Source organism: Pseudalkalibacillus sp. Hm43, assembly GCF_051842935.1.
Classification (GTDB): domain Bacteria; phylum Bacillota; class Bacilli; order Bacillales; family Fictibacillaceae; genus Pseudalkalibacillus.
The window spans coordinates 38,763-57,415 of sequence record NZ_JBPXRR010000005.1 but is presented as its reverse complement, the minus strand read 5'-3'; the positions used below and the strand labels follow the sequence as shown (position 1 = coordinate 57,415).

General features: G+C 42.0%; 21 protein-coding genes and 1 rRNA gene. 21 read left to right on the top strand and 1 reads right to left on the bottom strand.

The genetic code is table 11. From position 1 onward, the window contains the following. The 12 genes from rrf to rsmI all read left to right on the top strand — a co-directional run. Positions 1–100: ribosomal RNA gene (gene rrf / locus ACSVDE_RS18810) — 5S ribosomal RNA — on the top strand; the annotation flags it as partial. A 742-nt stretch (positions 101–842) separates the two neighbouring features. Further along, a complete protein-coding gene (locus tag ACSVDE_RS18805; protein WP_439302451.1) occupies positions 843–1,031 on the top strand; it encodes a sigma factor G inhibitor Gin in 189 nt (62 codons plus the stop codon). Positions 1,032–1,155: 124 nt separating this feature from the next. After that, positions 1,156–2,571 carry an aminotransferase class I/II-fold pyridoxal phosphate-dependent enzyme gene (locus ACSVDE_RS18800; protein WP_439302450.1) on the top strand — a complete coding sequence of 472 codons (1,416 nt, stop codon included), beginning with the start codon at positions 1,156–1,158 and terminating at the stop codon, positions 2,569–2,571. Positions 2,572–2,603: 32 nt separating this feature from the next. After that, a complete protein-coding gene (gene tmk, locus ACSVDE_RS18795; RefSeq protein ID WP_439302449.1) occupies positions 2,604–3,242 on the top strand; it encodes a dTMP kinase in 639 nt (212 codons plus the stop codon). 59 nt (positions 3,243–3,301) lie between these two features. Continuing rightward, the gene (locus ACSVDE_RS18790; protein ID WP_439302448.1) at positions 3,302–3,631 is read left to right on the top strand and encodes a cyclic-di-AMP receptor; all 330 of its coding nucleotides are present in this window, start codon (positions 3,302–3,304) and stop codon (positions 3,629–3,631) included. Positions 3,632–3,640: 9 nt separating this feature from the next. Then, on the top strand, positions 3,641–4,084 hold the full coding sequence (locus ACSVDE_RS18785; protein ID WP_439302447.1) for a YaaR family protein: 444 nt from the start codon (positions 3,641–3,643) through the stop codon (positions 4,082–4,084). Positions 4,085–4,100: 16 nt separating this feature from the next. After that, positions 4,101–5,087 carry a DNA polymerase III subunit delta' gene (holB, locus tag ACSVDE_RS18780; protein WP_439302446.1) on the top strand — a complete coding sequence of 329 codons (987 nt, stop codon included), beginning with the start codon at positions 4,101–4,103 and terminating at the stop codon, positions 5,085–5,087. A gap of 5 nt (positions 5,088–5,092) precedes the next feature. After that, positions 5,093–5,917: a PSP1 domain-containing protein gene (locus ACSVDE_RS18775; protein WP_439302445.1), complete on the top strand. Its 825-nt coding sequence runs from the start codon at positions 5,093–5,095 to the stop codon at positions 5,915–5,917. Positions 5,918–5,929: 12 nt separating this feature from the next. Beyond that, complete coding sequence (gene yabA / locus ACSVDE_RS18770; protein ID WP_439302444.1) at positions 5,930–6,286, top strand: DNA replication initiation control protein YabA; 357 nt, start codon at positions 5,930–5,932, stop codon at positions 6,284–6,286. Between the two features lie 101 nt (positions 6,287–6,387). Next, positions 6,388–7,125, top strand: a complete 738-nt coding sequence (locus tag ACSVDE_RS18765) for a tRNA1(Val) (adenine(37)-N6)-methyltransferase (RefSeq protein ID WP_439302443.1) — start codon at positions 6,388–6,390, stop codon at positions 7,123–7,125. Next, positions 7,115–7,408 (top strand): GIY-YIG nuclease family protein, encoded by a 294-nt coding sequence (locus tag ACSVDE_RS18760; RefSeq protein ID WP_439302455.1) that lies wholly within the window; start codon positions 7,115–7,117, stop codon positions 7,406–7,408. The genes ACSVDE_RS18765 and ACSVDE_RS18760 overlap by 11 nt, the downstream gene beginning before the upstream one ends. Beyond that, entirely contained in the window at positions 7,380–8,258 is an 879-nt protein-coding gene (rsmI, locus tag ACSVDE_RS18755; protein ID WP_439302442.1) for a 16S rRNA (cytidine(1402)-2'-O)-methyltransferase, read from the top strand. Before ACSVDE_RS18760 ends, rsmI begins: the two co-directional genes overlap by 29 nt. Before the next feature lie 159 nt (positions 8,259–8,417). Here rsmI and ACSVDE_RS18750 read toward each other — a convergent pair whose 3' ends face one another. Then, the gene (locus tag ACSVDE_RS18750; protein WP_439302441.1) at positions 8,418–8,702 is read right to left on the bottom strand and encodes an AbrB/MazE/SpoVT family DNA-binding domain-containing protein; all 285 of its coding nucleotides are present in this window, start codon (positions 8,700–8,702) and stop codon (positions 8,418–8,420) included. A 574-nt stretch (positions 8,703–9,276) separates the two neighbouring features. Between ACSVDE_RS18750 and metG the strand changes: the two genes are divergently transcribed. From metG to ispE, 9 genes are all read left to right on the top strand, one after another. After that, positions 9,277–11,253, top strand: a complete 1,977-nt coding sequence (gene metG, locus ACSVDE_RS18745; protein ID WP_439302440.1) for a methionine--tRNA ligase — start codon at positions 9,277–9,279, stop codon at positions 11,251–11,253. A 333-nt stretch (positions 11,254–11,586) separates the two neighbouring features. Further along, positions 11,587–12,357 carry a TatD family hydrolase gene (locus ACSVDE_RS18740; protein ID WP_439302439.1) on the top strand — a complete coding sequence of 257 codons (771 nt, stop codon included), beginning with the start codon at positions 11,587–11,589 and terminating at the stop codon, positions 12,355–12,357. Positions 12,358–12,567: 210 nt separating this feature from the next. After that, positions 12,568–13,773, top strand: coding sequence for a ubiquitin-like domain-containing protein (locus ACSVDE_RS18735; RefSeq protein WP_439302438.1), 1,206 nt, complete (start codon positions 12,568–12,570; stop codon positions 13,771–13,773). A gap of 203 nt (positions 13,774–13,976) precedes the next feature. Then, on the top strand, positions 13,977–14,537 hold the full coding sequence (rnmV, locus tag ACSVDE_RS18730; RefSeq protein ID WP_439302437.1) for a ribonuclease M5: 561 nt from the start codon (positions 13,977–13,979) through the stop codon (positions 14,535–14,537). Further along, on the top strand, positions 14,534–15,409 hold the full coding sequence (gene rsmA, locus ACSVDE_RS18725) for a 16S rRNA (adenine(1518)-N(6)/adenine(1519)-N(6))-dimethyltransferase RsmA (RefSeq protein ID WP_439302436.1): 876 nt from the start codon (positions 14,534–14,536) through the stop codon (positions 15,407–15,409). Before rnmV ends, rsmA begins: the two co-directional genes overlap by 4 nt. 189 nt (positions 15,410–15,598) lie before the next feature. After that, positions 15,599–16,498 carry a sporulation peptidase YabG gene (gene yabG, locus ACSVDE_RS18720; protein ID WP_439302435.1) on the top strand — a complete coding sequence of 300 codons (900 nt, stop codon included), beginning with the start codon at positions 15,599–15,601 and terminating at the stop codon, positions 16,496–16,498. Positions 16,499–16,750: 252 nt separating this feature from the next. After that, complete coding sequence (gene veg, locus ACSVDE_RS18715; protein ID WP_226552655.1) at positions 16,751–17,020, top strand: biofilm formation stimulator Veg; 270 nt, start codon at positions 16,751–16,753, stop codon at positions 17,018–17,020. Between the two features lie 352 nt (positions 17,021–17,372). After that, positions 17,373–17,543, top strand: a complete 171-nt coding sequence (locus ACSVDE_RS18710; RefSeq protein ID WP_439302434.1) for a small, acid-soluble spore protein, alpha/beta type — start codon at positions 17,373–17,375, stop codon at positions 17,541–17,543. Positions 17,544–17,751: 208 nt separating this feature from the next. Next, on the top strand, positions 17,752–18,612 hold the full coding sequence (gene ispE, locus ACSVDE_RS18705; RefSeq protein WP_439302433.1) for a 4-(cytidine 5'-diphospho)-2-C-methyl-D-erythritol kinase: 861 nt from the start codon (positions 17,752–17,754) through the stop codon (positions 18,610–18,612). Positions 18,613–18,653: the final 41 nt, after the last annotated feature.

Sequence of the window (18,653 nt, the reverse complement as noted above, 5' to 3'; positions counted from 1 at the left end):
AAGAGGTCACACCCGTTCCCATGCCGAACACGGAAGTTAAGCTCTTCAGCGTCAATGGTAATTGGGGGCTTCCCCCTGTGAGAGTAGAACGTCGCCGGGCAACAACAGAGCAGCCTTATAAGGCTGTTCTTTTTTGTGTTTCAAAAGAAGGACCGTAAGGTCCAAAGGCTACGAAGTTGAGGGTTGAGAGGAACAAGGAGGTCGAGGAAACAAGGGAGCCACGACCGGAGCGTATGATATACGCGAGGACGGAGGAGAGTGCAGTTGACGAAGAGATCCGCCGTTCATCGCAAGCCGAAGGCTGAACACGGAAGTTAAGCTCGCGCGTCAATGGTAATTGGGGGCTTCCCCCTGTGAGAGTAGAACGTCGCCGGGCAACAACGAAAGGACAGCTGCGAAGCTGTTCTTTTTTGTGTTTTTCAAAAGAAGCTCAGAGGTCTAAACATCGAAGTGAGACTATGAGATCCATCGTTTATTGCATGAAAAAGGGAGTAACATTTTACTAAAGAGGTGATTTTTACTCCTCTGCACAAAAAACAGTTCCAAAGAGTAATAAATCGCTTTTAAATCACTTCTTTTTGGTTAAAAACCAGATTTTTATTAAAATCGCGGGCAAATGGTATCTGGAAAGACTTATAAAAAAGCAATGAAGTGACTTCTATGAAAGGCAGTGAATTTCGAAGAAATCAACTTTCAATATTCCATCTTTACTTTCAGGGAGACATACACAATTCCAAATGACCCATCATACATTTACGTTAGCAGATGATTTTTCTAAAAATTGAATCGGTTCGGTATATTTATAATTGTTTCTGGCAACAATGGTGATGGAGGTGGGAGAAATGGAAACGACAAAGCGATCCACGGATACATGTATGGTTTGTGAAGAGCAATCCAATAAAGGGATCTATATTTTCCAACACTTTTTATGCACCGAATGTGAACAGAGAATGGTTGTAACGGATACGGACGATGAAGAATATCAATATTTTATAGAGAAATTAAGGAAGATCAATCGAGTTTCTTGTTAAAGCAGGTGAACATACACCTGTTTTTTTGTTTGCCCAATTCATCCAATCCTCGTATCTACAAGTCATTTAGATTGTTTTTTGATAGAATGAGGGGAGGATATTTCACAGAATCGGACTGATGGTATTGAAAAAGCTACATACACCGTTAATGGATAGGCTGATAGAACATTATGATCGGCAGGTGTTTTCTTTTCATGTGCCAGGACATAAATACGGTGAACTTTGGTCAGATGACAGATTCAAAAAAGATCTTTTGCAACTGGATGCAACCGAATTGTCAGGGCTTGATGATTTACATGATCCTTCTGGGGTCATAAAGGAAGCGCAGGATCAGACCGCTCGATTTTACCAGGCAGACCGTAGTTATTTTCTTGTAAACGGTACGACAGTCGGAAATCTTGCGATGATTTTGGCGACGTGTCGAAAAGGTTCAACCGTGCTCGTTCAAAGGAATTGCCACAAATCAATCATGAATGGAATACGTCTAGCCGAAGCAATACCTGTTTTCCTTACTCCCGAAGTGGATGTAACGACCGGAGTCGCTACAGGGATTACGATAGAAAGCGTCGAGGAAGCTTTCAAGCTTTATGATGCCATTGATGCTGTCATCCTGACGAATCCGAACTATTACGGGATGACACAGGATTTAACAGGAATCATTGCATTCTCACACGAACAGGGATGTCCTGTCCTGGTAGATGAAGCACATGGGGCTCATTTCGGAATTGGCTCCCCTTTCCCATCTTCTTCATTATCGATGGGGGCTGATGTGGTCGTTCAATCTGCCCACAAAACATTACCTGCAATGACGATGGCGTCATTTTTACATATCAAATCCAGCCTTGTCGATCCCCTTGAGCTAGAAGACAAGCTCGAGGTTTTACAGTCAAGTAGTCCGTCCTATGTATTGATGGCGTCGCTCGATTATGCACGTGCGTATCTAGAAAGCCTGGAACCTGATGATATTAAGCAGATCATTGTCAGTATCCAAGAGTTGAAAGAACGACTCAAGACCGTTCCGCAAATTGAAGTCGTACAGGGGTCTCACGGTTGTGATTACCATGATCCGCTCAAATTGGTGGTGCAGTCGAGAACGAAATTGTCAGGCTATGAATTACAAAAGGTACTTGAGCAAGTCGGAATATATACAGAACTGGCGGACCCGTTCAATGTGTTGTTCGTGTTGCCATTAAGCCGGTTAAAACAGAAGGATCACCTCATTAACCTGATCAAGGCGACCCTGTCATCCTATGAAGTCGTGAACGATCGAAAGCCGATGCATGTTAACTACAAGTTACCTGCCATCGCTGAAATCGATCTGAGTAGAAGCAATCAGCAAGAGCAGACGAAAGTGCCACTTGCCGAAACCGTTGGAAAGGTCAGTGCGGAAACTATCATCCCGTATCCACCGGGAATCCCGATCCTTTTAAAAGGGGAACGTATTACAAAGGACCATCTTGCCTATTGTTCTTTCCTGATTGAGCAGAAGGCAAGGTTTCAAGGCAATCAACCTGATCAAGGAATTATGATATATCGATAATATAAACATCAAGAGTTCGGAGGTAGCTTTACATGAGTCAACCGTTATTCATCACATTTGAAGGACCTGAGGGAGCTGGAAAAACGACGATCATCAAACGGGTCGAAGAAGCATTCAAAAGTCGGGGAATCCCGTTCATCTGTACAAGAGAACCAGGTGGGATCGAGATTGCAGAACAGATTCGTTCGGTGATCCTGAATCCGGAAAATACGAAAATGGACGGGCGAACAGAAGCACTTCTTTACGCTGCAGCAAGGCGTCAGCATCTGGTGGAGAGAGTCCTACCGGCATTACAGGAAGGGAAAGTCGTACTATGTGACCGGTTCATCGACAGCAGCCTCGCCTATCAAGGATATGCTCGTGAACTGGGCATAGATGAAGTGTATACAATCAACCGTTTCGCTACAGAGGACCATATGCCGGATTTGACGATCTATTTCGATCTTTCACCGGAAGTAGGTTTGGGTCGAATCGACGATAATGCCAAACGGGAAAAGAACAGACTCGATCTTGAAAAGCTCGATTTTCATGAAAAAGTGCAAGAAGGCTATCAAATCGTAAATGATCGGTTTTCTGAAAGAATCGTCAAAGTGAATGCGGAACAATCCATAGAGGATGTCTATGAAGACGTCATCAGCATAATCAACCAAAAACTTGCAAAGATAAAATAGAATGAAAAATGTGCACCTGTTATAATAGAGATAATAAGGTATGAAAGGAGCTCTCGCTTATGAAGCTTGTGGTTGCGGTGGTTCAAGATAAAGATAGCAATCGTTTGTCGGATGCCCTTGTGAAGAGCAATTTCCGTGCAACGAAATTAGCGAGTACGGGTGGATTCCTGAAGTCCGGGAATACGACGTTCATGATTGGTACAGAAGATCAGCACGTCCAACGTGTACTAGACATTATCAAAGAGAATTGCCAAAGCAGAGATCAGCTCGTAGCACCTGTTTCACCAATGGGCGGGAATGCGGACTCTTATGTTCCATATCCTGTGGAAGTCGAAGTTGGTGGCGCGACTGTATTCGTCCTTCCGATTGAACAGTTTATGCAATTTTAGGAGGCATCGATGATGAAAATCGGTCAAGACCTTCGGACGACTGTCGAACAAAGGCTGCAGGAAGGGGTAAAACCACCTGTCAGACAAGGGAAGTTCGATTCAGTGGTCCAAGCACAACAGCAGAAGCTACAAAATGAGCATCTGTCTACGCTTTTGAATAAAATCGATCAACAAGGACAACGTTTGCTGAAATCACAAACATTAAGCGACCTTAGAGAGTACAAACGCCTTGTAAAACGATTCATGAAAGAAACGGTAGAGTTCGGCATGAATCTGAAGAAATCAAGAAGTTGGAGCGGGCATGGGCATCTGGAAACGATGCATCTCGTGGAACGGATTGATGAAGAGTTGATTACCTTGACGGAAGAGCTTATGAACCGGGAAGTCAAGAGTATTGATATATTAGGCAGGATTGGTGAGATTAAAGGATTACTCGTCAATTTGTATACGTAGAAAAGAGTCGATTGTTATGAGTTGGAACACACTACAGGACAAACAACCGTATGTTGTGAAGTTATTGACCAACAGCATAAAGAAAGACCGTTTGGCCCATGCTTACTTATTCAAAGGAAACAAGGGGACTGGAAAGAAGCAAGTAGCTCTCCAACTGACAAAAGCCTATTTCTGTCGTGTAAGAGAATCAAGTGAGCCATGTGGCGAATGTCCGGATTGCAAACGGATCGATTCAGGCAATCATCCAGATGTGCATTTGGTGGAGCCGGATGGACAGTCAATCAAGATTGAACAGGTAAGAAAGTTGCAGAAGGAATTCTCCTATCTCGGGCTGGAGTCCAAATCCAAAGCGTACATCATAGAACATGCGGAGAGGATGACAACCCAGGCTGCGAACAGCCTGTTGAAATTTTTAGAAGAGCCGGGACAGAAGACGGTCGCCGTCCTATTGACGGAGAATCCGCAACAGCTTCTGGACACGATCCGGTCGAGGTGCCAAATTTTAACGTTCGCCCCACAATCTCAACGGGAACTGATTCAAGCGCTTACAAGCGAAGGTAATCCTGAACAATTGGCAAAAACCGCAGCAGCGTTAACCAATGATCAGAAAGAAGCGCAATCGTTACTAGAGGATGAGTGGTTTGTACAAGCCCGAAAGAACGTGTTAAAATTAGGAGAAGAGCTTCATGAAAGACCACACCGAGTCCTTCTCGCTCTGAATGAATATTGGCACCCACATTTCAAAGATAAACAACAAGTCGAGATCGGTTTGGATTTGTTGTTGATTTGGTATAAAGACGTCTTTCTCACTCAATTAGAAGAAGAACAATCCATCGTATTCAACGATGCTACAAATATATTATCCGTCCAAGCGCTACATAGCTCCCAGAGCAGAGTACGCCATCAAATGATGCAGATACTCGAAGCGAAAAGACGTCTGAACGCAAATATGAATCTTCAATTGTTAATGGAGCAATTGGTGCTTAGATTGCAGGAGGGATAACCCTAGTGTATGAAGTAATTGGTGTCCGCTTCAAGAAAGCGGGAAAAATATATTATTTTGATCCTGGTGATCTAGATATAGATAACAACACATTCGTCATTGTCGAAACAGCAAGAGGGATTGAATATGGCAAGACGGTCCTTGCAAAGAAACAAGTCGATGAGAACGATGTCGTCCTTCCTTTGAAGAAGGTCGTACGGATCGCGAACAAAAAGGACCAAATTTCCGTCCAAGAAAATAAAGAAGCAGCGAAAGAAGCATTCGACGTCTGTGTAAAGAAGATTGATGAACATGACCTCGATATGAAACTCGTCGATGTCGAGTATACGTTTGATCGTAACAAAGTCATCTTCTACTTTACAGCTGATGGCCGTGTCGATTTCCGTGAACTCGTGAAAGACCTGGCATCCATCTTCCGTACACGGATTGAACTTCGTCAAATCGGTGTACGTGACGAAGCTAAAATGCTTGGAGGAATCGGGCCTTGTGGTCGTTTGCTATGCTGTTCCACATTCCTTGGAGATTTCGAGCCCGTCTCCATTAAGATGGCGAAAGACCAAAATCTTTCATTGAATCCAGCGAAAATTTCTGGTTTATGCGGTCGACTGATGTGTTGTCTGAAATATGAAAACGATGATTATGAAACCGCTAAAAAGGAGCTTCCAGACATAGGAGAAGAGATTCACACAGCACATGGAAACGGAAAAGTCGTTGGTCTGAACATTCTTGAACGTCTCGTGCAGGTTGACCTCTATGAACGTGAACGTGTGATTGAATACACCCTTGATGAGCTTATTAAGGAAGGCTCCGTTTCACAAGCGACAGAGTAACGGGGTGAAGCCGTGGACAAGAAAGAAATCTTCTCAAGAGTAAGTGAAATGGAAGAGCAGATCGGAAGTTTATACAAGCAATTGGGAGATTTAAAAAACCAGTTGGCTGCTCTTCTGGAGGAAAATCACCATCTAGAAGTGGAAAACCGTAATTTGAGGAGCCGTTTGGAGCGGGAGAAACAACCGGCTCAAGGCAATCGTTCCTCAAAACAGGAAGATGCACAGAAAAATGCTCCAGACATCGGTGAAGGATTCGATACATTGGCTCGATTGTATCAAGAGGGCTTTCATATATGCAATCTGCATTATGGAAGTATCCGTACCGAAGGAGATTGTTTGTTCTGCCTATCTTTTTTGAACAAAAAGTAGCTTTCCACTAGGACTTAGACCTTATCAAATGCTCAGTTTGATAAGGTTTTTTCGTTAGGACATGATAAATTTACATATTCAATGTGAAAGGATACAGCATGATGTCAGTAGAAATATTTGAAGGAGAGCGTGTCGATTACATCATACCTGATCAGTTGAAAATCATTCAAAGCCCTTCTGTATTCACATTTTCCCTAGATGCAGTCTTATTAGCGAATTTCGTCTATGTACCGATTCAGAAAGGAAAACTATTGGATTTGTGTACAGGTACAGGAGCCATCCCTCTTCTTTTGTCGAGAAGGACGAAAGGAACCATTACAGGGGTCGAAATACAAAATAAACTCGTCAGCATGGCTGAACGAAGTGTTGCGCTCAATGAGCTGGAAGATCAGATTTCCATTCAGCATAAGGATATTCTCCAATTAGAAAATGAACTGAATGAAGACTATGATGTTGTGACATGCAACCCACCTTATTTTGAATCGAAAAATCCGAAGGACCATCATCAAAATGAACATTATGCAATCGCGAGGCATGAACTCTATTGTTCATTGGATGATGTCGTCAGAATCGCTGCCAAAAGTGTACGAAACGGTGGAAAGGCAGCCTTTGTCCATCGTCCGGAACGATTGATGGATTTGCTATCTCTTATGAGAAAATATAGATTAGAACCTAAGCGTCTGCAGTTCGTCTATCCGAAACAGGGTAAAGAGGCGAACATGATTCTAGTTGAAGGTTCTAAAGGCGGAAAGCCCGATTTGAAGCTTCTCCCTCCAATCATCGTATATAACGAATCCAATGAATATACAGAGGAGGTTCTCCGTGCATATGGGCGATGACGGGCATTGTGTATATATTCTAGAATGTAAAGATGGAAGTTTGTATACAGGCTATACAAATGATTTGGATCGTCGTATCATTGCTCATCAACAAGGCAAAGGAGCGAAGTACACTCGTGGACGGACGCCGGTGAAGCTTGTATACATGGAAGAGCATGTTACGAAATCCGATGCGTTGAGAGCAGAATACCGAATCAAACAGTTGAAAAGGATTGAGAAAGAACGTCTGATTGATATGAAGGAGTCAATGAATCATGTGGAGTCAAAAGAGTTATCAGACTGAAACGGATCAAGGAAGATTATTCATCATCCCAACACCGATCGGGAACCTGGAAGACATGACATTCCGGGCGATTCAATATTTGAAGGATGCGGACTTGATTGCATGTGAGGATACAAGACAAACGAAAAAACTATGCAATCATTTCGACATTTCGACACCTCTTGTCAGCTATCATGAACATAACAAGATGAAGAGCGGTGAAAAGCTGATTGAACAACTGAAGGATGGACATACGATTGCACTTGTAAGTGATGCGGGTATGCCAGGTGTTTCCGATCCTGGTCATGATTTGATCAAGGAATGTGTAGAAGCGCAAATTACAGTCATACCTTTACCTGGTGCCAATGCGGCCTTGCCCGCACTCGTGGCTTCAGGACTTTCGACAGACCATTTCTATTTCTATGGATTTCTACCACGAGACAAAAAATCACGTAAAACAGAAATAGAATTCCTATCCAAACTTAGAGACAGTCTCATTCTTTATGAGTCTCCCCATCGTTTGAAAGATACGTTGAAAGAGTTGTCGGATGCTTTTGGTGTGGAGAGGAAAGCCTCTATGAATCGAGAGCTCACGAAAAAATTTGAAGAAATCATTCGTGGGAACCTTGGGGACTTGTTGACCTGGAGCGATGAAGAGCAGGTAAGGGGAGAATTCTGCATCATCATTGAAGGAACCGGTGTGATTGATGATCCGGATGATAAATGGTGGATTACCTTGTCGGTCATTGAACACGTTGAGCATTACATGAAGGAAGATGACATGTCGAATAAAGCAGCGATCAAGCAAGTCGCACTCGACCGTGACTTGCCGAAACGCGAAGTCTACCAAATCTATCATGTCGAATCGTAATTAACATAGTTGGTTGATTTCTTCGAAATTCACGGCTCACCGCACGCCCCGCGGAAAGCGAGCATCCTGGAGCGGAAATCAACGACTCTTAAGAGTAACAAAGCGAAAATAGCCATCAAAAAAGAGACTGACAGTTGTCAGCCTCTTTTTTTAAATCACTTATTTTGATTTAGAAACGTAGTCGTTTAGCTCTTTAAGGATTTGTTCTGCACCTTCACGGCTAAGGATGATCTTTCCGTCACCGATTGAAAGGTTATCATCGGAAACCTCTCCTGTTACTTGGCAAGTCATGTTAGGCTTGTATTTCTTAAGTACGATGCGATCGTCATCTACATAGATTTCAAGAGCATCTTTTTCTGCAATTCCAAGAGTACGACGAAGCTCGATCGGAATGACCACACGACCTAGTTCATCAACTTTACGTACGATACCTGTAGATTTCATAATGTAAAATCTCCTCTCTTTAATCCTATTTTTATTTTGACTTCATTCTATGTTTATCGCCATTATTCGACAAAAACTATTATGTCCTAATAATACCAGCGATTCCCAAACTCGTCAATCATTTTCTCCTGAGAAAGTTTTTGCAATTTTTGTAAACACCCTTTCGTTGTTGAGTTGACGCAATTCCAAATTACTGAACTGATAAACCCTTCCATTTCTATCAGGAATATACAGGTAAATTCTACTAACTATTTTAGGGTTATTCATAATCTAAAAGTATTATAACCCCTCATCGATTCGTCAAATTTCGACAAAATAATGTCGAAAGATGAAAGAGTTCATATATAGTTTCGAAGGTACCAGGTATATTTTTGACCAAGTACAGTAATCCTGTAGGTATTTACATATATTGTTTTTCGTACTTGCGTGTCATTTTATGTCTAGGGAAAGAAAAAGTCTTTAATTAATGGTAGAATGAAACGGGAAAAATACTTTAAGAAGTTGTATTATCGACTAACTTACCCCTAATCAATTCTCATGAAACAATTTTTGGAAATTAGAGGAGGTAGCAAGAATGCCAGGGGAAAACAAAACATTTTACATCTCAACACCGATATATTACCCAAGTGGGAAGCTTCATATCGGACATGCTTACACAACCGTAGCTGGAGATGCTATGGCAAGGTATAAAAGACTCCGTGGTTATGATGTCATGTACCTGACTGGTACAGACGAACACGGAAAGAAGATTCAAGAGAAAGCGGAAGAGAGTGGTAAAACTCCTATCCGATATGTCGATGAAATCGTAGAAAGTATCCAAGAGCTTTGGGATAAGTTAGACATCTCCTATGATGATTTCATCCGAACGACGCAAGACCGCCATAAAAATGTTGTCGAAAAGATTTTCCAACAGCTTATGGAGCAAGGTGATATATACTTAGATGAGTATGAGGGTTGGTATTGTACCCCTTGTGAATCGTTCTTTACGGATCTTCAATTAGAGGATGGGAAATGCCCCGATTGTGGTAGACCTGTTCAACGGGTGAAAGAGGAATCTTACTTCTTTAAAATGAGCAAATACGCTGATCGACTTCTACAATACTATGAAGAGAATCCACACTTCATTCTTCCTGAAACCCGAAAGAATGAAATGGTCAACAACTTCATCAAACCTGGCTTGGAAGATCTCGCTGTATCTCGAACTTCTTTCGATTGGGGAGTTAAAGTACCAGGAAATCCGAAGCACGTCATTTATGTATGGATTGATGCGTTATCCAATTATATCACCGCGCTCGGATATGGTTCGGAAGATGATAGCAAATACAAAAAATATTGGCCGGCAGATGTCCATCTAGTCGGAAAAGAGATTACGCGTTTCCATACAATCTATTGGCCGATCATCCTTATGGCACTCGACTTGCCATTGCCTAAGCAAGTATTTGCTCATGGGTGGCTATTGATGAAAGACGGAAAAATGTCGAAATCAAAGGGGAATGTCGTCGATCCTGTCACATTGATCGATCGTTATGGCCTGGATGCGCTTCGATATTACCTATTACGTGAAGTTCCATTTGGATCAGATGGTGTCTTTACACCGGAAAGCTTCGTTGATCGTGTAAACCATGACCTGGCGAATGATCTAGGTAATTTATTGAACCGGACAGTAGCCATGATCAGCAAATACTTTGACGGAGAAATTCCTGCGCATGAAGGAATGATCACCTCCTATGATGATTCACTTGAAGAATTAGTGAATGCGACGCTTGAAAAAGTAGAAAATGCGATGGACCATATGGAATTTTCAGTAGCATTATCATCCATCTGGCAACTGGTCAGTCGCACGAATAAATATATTGATGAAACGCAACCATGGATTCTAGCGAAAAACGAAGATCAACGTGATCAGTTGGCTTCCGTCATGTCCCATCTGGCTGAATCGTTACGCTACGTTTCTGTCATGATTCAACCATTCATGACGAAGGCTCCTTATAAGATTTGGGAACAGCTAGGTATTCAAGACGATGCACATCTTACAAGCTGGGAGAGTTTGAAAGAGTTCGGTCAAATCCCTGGAGGAACGAAGGTTCAAAAAGGACAACCGATTTTCCCACGCCTAGAGAATGAAGATGAAATCACCTATATCAAAACTTCTATGCGAGGTTCTGAACCGAAAGAAGAAGAAACTTCTTCTGATCAATCGAATCAACAAAAAGAGGAAGCACCGAACAATGAAATTAGTTTTGATGAGTTTTCAAAGGTTGAATTGAAAGTAGCTGAAATCGTAGAGGCAGATAAAGTGAAAAAGGCCGATAAACTCTTGAAGCTTCAACTGGACCTTGGTGATGAGAAGCGTCAAGTCGTTTCTGGTATTGCGCAATATTACCAACCGGAAGAACTTGTGGGTATGAAGGTCATTTGTGTGACGAACCTGAAACCGGTCAAATTACGTGGAGAACGTTCTGAAGGAATGATTCTAGCTGGAAGTCAGGACGGAAAGCTGAAGCTCGCAACAATCGATCAATCGTTACCGAACGGCTCCATTGTAAAATAACGCCATATGAATCAGGGATCGACCCGATAAAAGGGTCGATCTTTTTTTTGGTAATTCATAGAAATTAGACTCTTTAATCGCTATCCACGAGACTGGTGCTACCATGGAAGTAATGTCTAGCACAGGAGTGTATATGATGGGAAATCCATGTTCATTTAGATTAAATCGCTTTTCTTCTATATAATAATGACTTTTCTTTGTAATGGATTTGTAATCGGAATGACAAGCAATTGACTTAGCAATTCCTATATTAAATGTGATAAACTAGGAAAGTGATTTTGAAACTAGGAGTTACGGATTATAAATATCATGATTTAGTAGGTGTTTTTGACTATGTTATTTGATACTCACGCTCATTTGAATGCCGATCAATTTGAAGACGATCGTGATGAAGTCATCCAGAGAGCGCTTGACGAAGGTGTCTCCCATATCGTTGTCGTCGGCTTTGACCGAAAAACGATTCATGGTGCACTGGAGCTTGCGGAAACATATGATTTCATTTATGCAGCGGTCGGCTGGCATCCAGTTGATGCAATCGACATGACGGAAGAAGATCTGAAGTGGCTAGAAGAACTATCTGAACATCCGAAAGTCGTAGCGCTTGGAGAGATGGGGCTCGATTATCATTGGGACAAATCTCCGAAAGAGGTTCAGAAGGAAGTCTTCCGAAAACAGATCAACCTCGCTAAAAAGGTCAAGCTTCCCATTGTCATTCATAATCGTGAAGCGACTGAAGACGTAGTATCGATTTTGGAAGAAGAAAATGCAGGAGAAGTCGGTGGTATAATGCACTGCTACAGTGGTAGCTTGGAAATCGCCCAACGGTGCATGGATATGAATTTCTACATATCTTTCGGTGGACCTGTCACATTCAAAAATGCAAAACGCCCAAAAGAAGTAGCTGCTGAAATTCCGATGGATCGATTGCTGATTGAAACGGATTGTCCGTTTTTAAGCCCGCATCCATTAAGGGGAAAACGTAACGAATCTTCTTATGTAAAATATATCGCAGAACAAATCGCCGATTTGAAAGGCATATCAGTAGAAGAACTCGCCCAAAAAACTTCCGACAACGCATTTCGTTTATTCGGCATCAATCGCTGATGATAAATGTCGAAGGAAGAAGAGAAAGAAGAGATAACGCGAGATTCTACAAAGTTCTCTAAAATAGAACACAAATCATGTCGAGCAATTTTCCTTTATTTTTCAAAAAATCCCTTGCATAATGGGGACCAAAAGTGAAAGGGAGGTCTTGTTTGACGGAGGTACAGCAGGTGTTGTAAATAACAGAATTCGAAAAGGAGGGGTCGGAACATGATCCACCTAAAAACTGTCATGACCAGAATGTTATCGGGAAAGTGGCTTCTGGTATCCATTGCAGGCCTACTCGTATTGGGAGCAGCCGTAAGCGTCGGAGCTTATGAGATGACGAAAAACTCGGTCACACTCTCAATTAACGGGAAGGAAAAGCAGGTGCAAACTCATGCCGAAACCGTTGAGGGGATTTTACAAGAAAATGGGATTGTTGTCGGTTCACACGACAAAGTAAGTCCTGGATTAGATACAAAAGTCGAAAATCAGATGAAGATCTCTTGGGTCCAGTCCCATCAAGTGACACTAAATGTCGGAGGGAAGGAACAAAAGATCTGGACCACGGCTGATACAGTGAAAGAGATGTTAGAACAAGAGGAAATCAAGGTTGAAGAGCACGATCAATTAAGTCCAGCTCTCGATGCTGACATCATAGATGGATTAACTGTCAATCTTGAAAAAGCATTTCAAGTCAAGTTGAATGACGGTGGAAAAGAAAAACAAGTTTGGACCACTTCGATTACGGTCGCTGACCTTTTAAAACAAAATAAGATCCAGCTTTCAGAAATGGATCGCGTAGAACCTGGTAAAGACGCCCTCGTCGAAAAGGGATCTCAGGTCAAAGTCATTCGGGTAGAAAAGGTCACCGATGTAGTGGAAGAAACAGTGGATTACGCAGTCGTTAAGCGTAAAGATAGCAGCCTTGAAAAAGGTAAGGAAAAAGTCGTTTCCAATGGTCAAGAAGGAAAAGTGAAAAAGCATTATGAGGTTGTCATGGAGAATGGAAAAGAAGTCTCCAGAGAACTGGTCAAAACGGAAAAAGTATCTGACAGTAAAGATAAAATTGTAGCAGTCGGTACGAAGGTAAGAACTCAAACGGTTTCACGTAGCAAATCATCAAATTCGTCCGAACCAGCCGGTCGTGAATTTTATGTTACAAGTACTGCATATACAGCAAATTGCAGTGGTTGTTCTGGAATTACGGCTACAGGTTACAATTTGAAAGCAAATCCGAATGCGAAAGTCATTGCTGTTGACCCAAGTGTCATTCCATTAGGAAGCAGAGTCTGGGTTGAAGGATATGGATATGCTACTGCTCTGGATACTGGTGGCGCAATCCGTGGTAATAAAATCGATGTATTCTTCAGCAGTAAATCTACAGCAAGAAGTTGGGGTAGGAAGACTGTTCGTATCAAAGTACTAAATTAACGTGAGGATGTTTGGCAGAACATCATACACATTTCATCTTTTAGCGCAGGGATTACCGTCCCTGTGCTTTTTATCTTTATCTTCCACCCCAAAAATGAACGCTTTATCTAAAAGTTTGGGTTAGGGTATACTGAGTTAAAAGCCGTTCTACTTATATAGACGCATTCATTACAAAAAGGTTTCAAATATTTCGGAGGTTTTTCATGAAAATTAAAGAAATTATCGTGGTCGAAGGGAAAAGCGATACGATTGCGATAAAACGGGCAATAGATGCTGATACAATCGAGACAAACGGTTCGGAAATCAGCGAAACAACATTGGAGAGGATCAAGCTTGCTCAAGAGCGGAGAGGTGTGATTGTATTCACAGATCCAGACTTTCCGGGTGAACGAATTCGAAAGATCATTCGTGAACGTGTGCCGGGCTGTAAGCATGCTTTTCTCCCAAAACAAGAAGCGATCGCACTCAATAACAAAGGTGTCGGAATTGAACATGCATCCGATGATTCTATTCGAAATGCACTGCGAGAAGCGCGACAAGACTTTGTGAATGAAGAGTTTGAAACGATCAGCTGGCAAGACCTCATTGATGGTGGCTTGATTGGTGGCAATCATGCCCGTGAACGCCGTGAAAAGCTCGGAACTTATTTGAAACTAGGATATAGTAATGGAAAGCAACTACATAAAAGGCTGAAGATGTTCCAAATCAGTCGTGAGGAATTTAGAGACGCGCTTCAACATGTGTTAAAGGAGGAGGAGTCATGAGAAAAGATATCTCAACCCCTCAATATACGAGATCAATAATTGATAAACATAAATTCACTTTCAAAAAAAGTCTGGGCCAGAACTTCTTGATAGATCGAAACATTCTCGACAAGATCGTCGATACTGCTGGTGTGACTTCTGAAACTGGTGTCATTGAGATCGGACCTGGAATCGGTTCGTTGACGGAACAATTGGCGAAACGCGCCAAAAAGGTTACAGCGTTCGAAATCGACCAAAGATTGATTCCAATTTTGAAAGATACTTTGTCTGACTATCCCCATGTGAAAATCATCCATCAAGATGTGCTGGAAGCGGATCTTCCTGCTATCATCGAAGAGGAATTCAGTGGACTTGATGATTTGATGGTCGTCGCGAATTTACCTTATTATGTGACTACACCCATCATACTGAAGCTGCTGATGGAACGATTGCCGATCAGGGGTATTGTCGTGATGATCCAAAAAGAAGTAGCCGATCGGATGGCAGCAGAACCGGGGACGAAAAATTATGGATCTCTTTCAATAGCCGTTCAATATTATGCGGTTGCCAAATCAGAAGTGAAAGTTCCGAAAACGGTCTTCGTACCTCAACCGAATGTGGATTCATCTGTCATATCGTTGATGTTACGTGATGAGCCACCCGTTGAAGTGGCGGATGAAACGTTTTTCTTCGAGGTTGTACGTGCGAGCTTCGCTCAGCGCAGAAAGACCTTGTTGAACAATTTACAGAACAATCTCTTATCAAAAGAGCAAAAAGCTGAAATCGAGCAAGTTTTTCAAGAGGTCGACATTGATGGGAAACGTCGTGGAGAGACACTGACGATTGCTGAATTCGCCAAACTCTCGAATGCATTGCTTCCATTAAAAAGATAATCATCATTCATGCCCTTATCGATCCACCATCGATAAGGGTTTCTTTATGCATTTTGATAATTAATCATTTTTTCAAACTCCTGAACATAGGTTTAAAGAGTAACTGAAATTCGAAAGTAAGCAATCATATATCCATTATCTTAAATGATAAGCACTCAGGATCACTCTCGTCGAGGGGGAATAGAGTTTATGCCTATTCAAGTAGGGGACATCGTCGGAAGACGTTCATACCAATGTGATCTCTTATTTCGTATTACCCATATAACAGACGATCAGATGGCTGAATTAGCCGGGGAAGATATGAGATTGATCGCAGATGCCCCTGTGGATGATCTGGTCGTGATGAATGGTGATGAGCAACAAGAACGAAGAAAGAAGATCAAAGAAAAAGAGAAATCTTCCTATCGTTTATTTCGACAGGATTATCAATTGTTAAGACATAAGATGGAGTATTCTGCGACAGGCGGATATGACAAAAACCACTCTTACTTCAGGCTCCCTGGGAAAGTTCTGCATGTCGATGGAGATCCATATTACCTGAACAAATGTCTTGAATTATATAAAAAGTTGAATGTGCCTGTTTTCGGAATCCATATGAAGGAAACCGAAATGCCGGAAAAAGTACCTGCCCTTATGGATGAAGTTGCTCCGGACATATTAGTCATTACAGGTCATGATGCTTATATCCGATCCAAAGGGGATACTTCAGACCTGCAAGCTTATAGGCATTCCAAGTATTTCGTGCGTACAGTGAAAGATGCTCGCAAAAAAAATCCGAACCTTGATCAGTTGATGATTTTTGCCGGTGCATGCCAGTCGCATTTTGAATCATTGATCAGAGCTGGTGCCAATTTTGCAAGCTCACCTTCAAGAGTCAACATTCATGCGTTGGATCCCGTTTATATCGTGTCAAAGGTAAGCTTCACCTCCTTTTATGACCGAATCAATGTGTGGGAAGTTTTGCGGAACACGATTACAGGTGATGATGGTCTAGGTGGGGTGGAAACGACAGGTTTCTTAAGAACGGGAATGCCGATTAAAGACCCAGAGAACAATAATCAAACAACTGCTGCAAACGCAAATGCATAAAAACCATAGGCTGTCTCTGTCGAATTTTATTGGATATGAAGAGTCAGCCTGGTTCAACTGATTTGAATTTTTTCTCCAATTTTTTTGTACAAGTCTACATAATATACCTATTTTAATGACAAAATAATTTTAAATTAAAAAAATAGAGCCAACACCGTTGACAACTGTTACAGAGCATTGCTATAATTTTAGATTTATTTTGACAAAATGCATCAAATGATGTTATAATTTGTCTAAGTGAGGTGTAGTAGAATGGGTAAAACAATTCCTGACATAAAACGCGTGTTAGAAGGGCAAGTTGGTAAGCGTCTAACGTTGAAAGCTAACGGAGGACGACGAAAAACCATTGAGAGAAGTGGCACCTTAGAAGAAACTTATCCAGCAGTCTTCATTGTGAAGTTGGATCAAGATACAAATGCATTTGAACGCGTATCATACAGCTATGCTGACGTTTTGACTGAAACAGTCGAAATCACATTTGCTGAAGATACTACGAACGGAATGATGGTAAGCGGGCAGTAAGGCATAATGTCTAACTGCTTTTTTACTTTTTATAGGCTTAAATATCTGTTGTTGATTTCTTCGAAATTCACTCCCTTTCCGCGGGCGAACCGCAAGCCTCACTTCCACAGGAGGTGGTGGCTTCGACGTTCACCACAGGACGTGGTGGGTCTTAGTCGAAGATCTTTGTGATGCTTGACCCACAAGTTCGCTGTGGGGTCTTGCCTGGCTCGCTGTTCCCGCAGGAGTGTCGTAAATTTCGACTACAATCAACCCTGTACTACCTACATAAGGAAATCATAATTCACCTTCAACTCCTTATACTAATCATACGTAGTAGTGAAAAAGGATTTGAAAGGGGCTTTTCGCAATTATGGCAAGACGACGCGGCGTTATGTCCGACCGTTTTAAAGAAGAAATTGCAAAAGAGTTAGGCTTCTATGAGACCGTGCAAAAAGAAGGTTGGGGAGCGATACGTTCCAGAGATGCCGGAAACATGGTCAAACGTGCGATTGAAAAAGCACAACAACAAATGTCTGAATAAACTACTGCTCTATACAGGGTGGACCGTACTGACAATCCTCCAGCTGCCAAACAGACCCCTCAACACAAATGTTGCAGGAAATGTTAGGACCGAGTTGATTGAACAAGTATGTCCATCCTTTTTTTAATTGAATGTTTTCCGCAATTCTGGCAGAATGTATGATAAACTATTCTGCGGTATTATGGACTTATGAAGTAGGTGAAGAAGAATGAAACTTTCTATTAAAGCTCCGGCAAAAATAAATCTTTCATTAGACGTCTTACATAAACGTGACGATGGATTTCATGAAGTGGAGATGGTCATGACGACCATTGATCTGGCTGATCGGATTGAATTGACCACACTTGATGAAGACATCATCAAAATCGAATCCTCAGGGGGGTACGTCCCTTCTGACTTTCGAAACCTCGCTTATCAGGCGGCAGACTTACTTAAAAAAGAGTGTAACCGAAACGAAGGTGTACACATCACAATTGATAAGCATATCCCCGTGTCCGCTGGTCTTGCAGGAGGAAGCAGCGATGCAGCAGCCACTCTAAAAGGCTTGAACGAATTATGGGATCTTGGGCTATCGATTGATGAATTAGCTGTTTTAGGTGCCAAAATTGGATCCGATGTTTCTTTTTGTGTTTATGGCGGCACAGCTCTTGCAACAGGAAGAGGAGAAATCATCAAGTCGATTCCATCACCACCCCCTTGTTGGGTCGTTTTAGCAAAACCAGCTATTGGCGTATCGACTGCGGATGTGTATCGGAATTTGAAATTGGCAGAGGTCGAACATCCTGATATCCAATCGATGGTGGCTGCAATTGAACGGAAAGACTTCAACCAAATCTGTTATTTGTTAGGGAACGTACTGGAATCCGTCACACTAGAGGATTATCCGGATGTTTCTCACATCAAGAATCAGATGGAACGTCTAGGAGCAGAAGGCGTTTTGATGAGTGGAAGCGGTCCGACAGTATTTGGGCTGACTGTTCATGAAACACGTGCTCAACGGATCTACAATGGTCTCAGAGGGTTTTGTAACGAAGTATATATGGTCAGGATGTTAGGAGAAACCGAATAACAGGTTGAATAAACCCGTACAAAAGTGGTATATTAACCTTA

Bases quoted from the DNA above. Each gene is read 5' to 3' on its own strand.
- ACSVDE_RS18805 (WP_439302451.1), top strand. From the start codon at position 843: ATGGAAACGACAAAGCGATCCACGGATACATGTATGGTTTGTGAAGAG.
- tmk (WP_439302449.1), top strand. From the start codon at position 2,604: ATGAGTCAACCGTTATTCATCACATTTGAAGGACCTGAGGGAGCTGGA.
- ACSVDE_RS18790 (WP_439302448.1), top strand. From the start codon at position 3,302: ATGAAGCTTGTGGTTGCGGTGGTTCAAGATAAAGATAGCAATCGTTTG.
- ACSVDE_RS18785 (WP_439302447.1), top strand. From the start codon at position 3,641: ATGATGAAAATCGGTCAAGACCTTCGGACGACTGTCGAACAAAGGCTG.
- holB (WP_439302446.1), top strand. From the start codon at position 4,101: ATGAGTTGGAACACACTACAGGACAAACAACCGTATGTTGTGAAGTTA.
- ACSVDE_RS18765 (WP_439302443.1), top strand. From the start codon at position 6,388: ATGTCAGTAGAAATATTTGAAGGAGAGCGTGTCGATTACATCATACCT.
- ACSVDE_RS18760 (WP_439302455.1), top strand. From the start codon at position 7,115: ATGGGCGATGACGGGCATTGTGTATATATTCTAGAATGTAAAGATGGA.
- rsmI (WP_439302442.1), top strand. From the start codon at position 7,380: ATGTGGAGTCAAAAGAGTTATCAGACTGAAACGGATCAAGGAAGATTA.
- ACSVDE_RS18750 (WP_439302441.1), bottom strand. From the start codon at position 8,702: ATGAAATCTACAGGTATCGTACGTAAAGTTGATGAACTAGGTCGTGTG.
- metG (WP_439302440.1), top strand. From the start codon at position 9,277: ATGCCAGGGGAAAACAAAACATTTTACATCTCAACACCGATATATTAC.
- ACSVDE_RS18740 (WP_439302439.1), top strand. From the start codon at position 11,587: ATGTTATTTGATACTCACGCTCATTTGAATGCCGATCAATTTGAAGAC.
- ACSVDE_RS18735 (WP_439302438.1), top strand. From the start codon at position 12,568: ATGATCCACCTAAAAACTGTCATGACCAGAATGTTATCGGGAAAGTGG.
- rnmV (WP_439302437.1), top strand. From the start codon at position 13,977: ATGAAAATTAAAGAAATTATCGTGGTCGAAGGGAAAAGCGATACGATT.
- rsmA (WP_439302436.1), top strand. From the start codon at position 14,534: ATGAGAAAAGATATCTCAACCCCTCAATATACGAGATCAATAATTGAT.
- yabG (WP_439302435.1), top strand. From the start codon at position 15,599: ATGCCTATTCAAGTAGGGGACATCGTCGGAAGACGTTCATACCAATGT.
- veg (WP_226552655.1), top strand. From the start codon at position 16,751: ATGGGTAAAACAATTCCTGACATAAAACGCGTGTTAGAAGGGCAAGTT.
- ACSVDE_RS18710 (WP_439302434.1), top strand. From the start codon at position 17,373: ATGGCAAGACGACGCGGCGTTATGTCCGACCGTTTTAAAGAAGAAATT.
- ispE (WP_439302433.1), top strand. From the start codon at position 17,752: ATGAAACTTTCTATTAAAGCTCCGGCAAAAATAAATCTTTCATTAGAC.